This window comes from Mesorhizobium sp. M1E.F.Ca.ET.041.01.1.1, from assembly GCF_003997355.1.
Taxonomy (GTDB): Bacteria; Pseudomonadota; Alphaproteobacteria; order Rhizobiales; family Rhizobiaceae; genus Mesorhizobium.
The window spans coordinates 1-720 of the sequence record NZ_RZSL01001163.1 but is presented as its reverse complement, the minus strand read 5'-3'; the positions used below and the strand labels follow the sequence as shown (position 1 = coordinate 720).

Annotated in this window: 1 protein-coding gene and 1 pseudogene; one reads left to right on the top strand and one right to left on the bottom strand. The window is 59.3% G+C overall.

From position 1 onward, the window contains the following. Positions 1–164: pseudogene (locus EOA38_RS40845) on the bottom strand (integrase); the annotation flags it as partial. Between the two features lie 154 nt (positions 165–318). On the opposite strand from EOA38_RS40845, the gene EOA38_RS38110 reads away from it, so the two are divergent. Then, entirely contained in the window at positions 319–681 is a 363-nt protein-coding gene (locus tag EOA38_RS38110; protein WP_127222346.1) for a type II toxin-antitoxin system RelE/ParE family toxin, read from the top strand. Positions 682–720: the final 39 nt, after the last annotated feature.

The window sequence follows — 720 nt, the reverse complement described above, 5'->3', positions numbered from 1 at the left end:
TCCTTGGCGTAGGCGTTGCGCGTGTTTTCGGAGCTGGCGGCCTTGGCGTAGCCCTTCGCTGTTTCGACCAGCGCCTCCACATGCGCCGGCGGCCGTACGGGCTGCCCCATTTCCATCACCAGATCGACAATGTCGGGAAGATCGTCGGCGGTGGGCTGGTTCATGGGGCGAGGATCGTTGCCTTGAGACTTGCCAGGATTTGGGCTTTGCCGATGTCAGTGTATGGCAACGGGAGCGGAATGTGAATCGGCATTCGAACGCGACATCGAGGTCAGCAATGGCGATTGAAGTCTATAGCACCAGGTGCTATCTAAACCAATGGCACGACGGACATTCAAGACGGCCTGGTTCGCCAAGGCGGCGCGCAAGGCGCGGATCAGCGACGCCGCCCTGTGCAAGGCGATCGTGCAGGTGGCGGTGGGACAAGCGGATGATCTGGGCGGCGGCGTGTTCAAGAAGCGCCTGAACGACAACAGGCACCGCTCGATCATCCTGGCTGGTTTCGACCGGTTCTGGGTCTATGAATATCTGTTCGCCAAGCAGGACAGAGCCAACATCGATGACCATGAACTCGCGCAGTTCCGCACGTTGGCCAAGGCCTATCAAGGTCTGACGGATCGGCAGATCGCCGCATTGCTTGCAGACGGAGACTTCGTGGAGATATGCCATGAGCAAGACTAGACCTTACAAGTCCGACGCCTTCGAGGCGATCCATAGCTC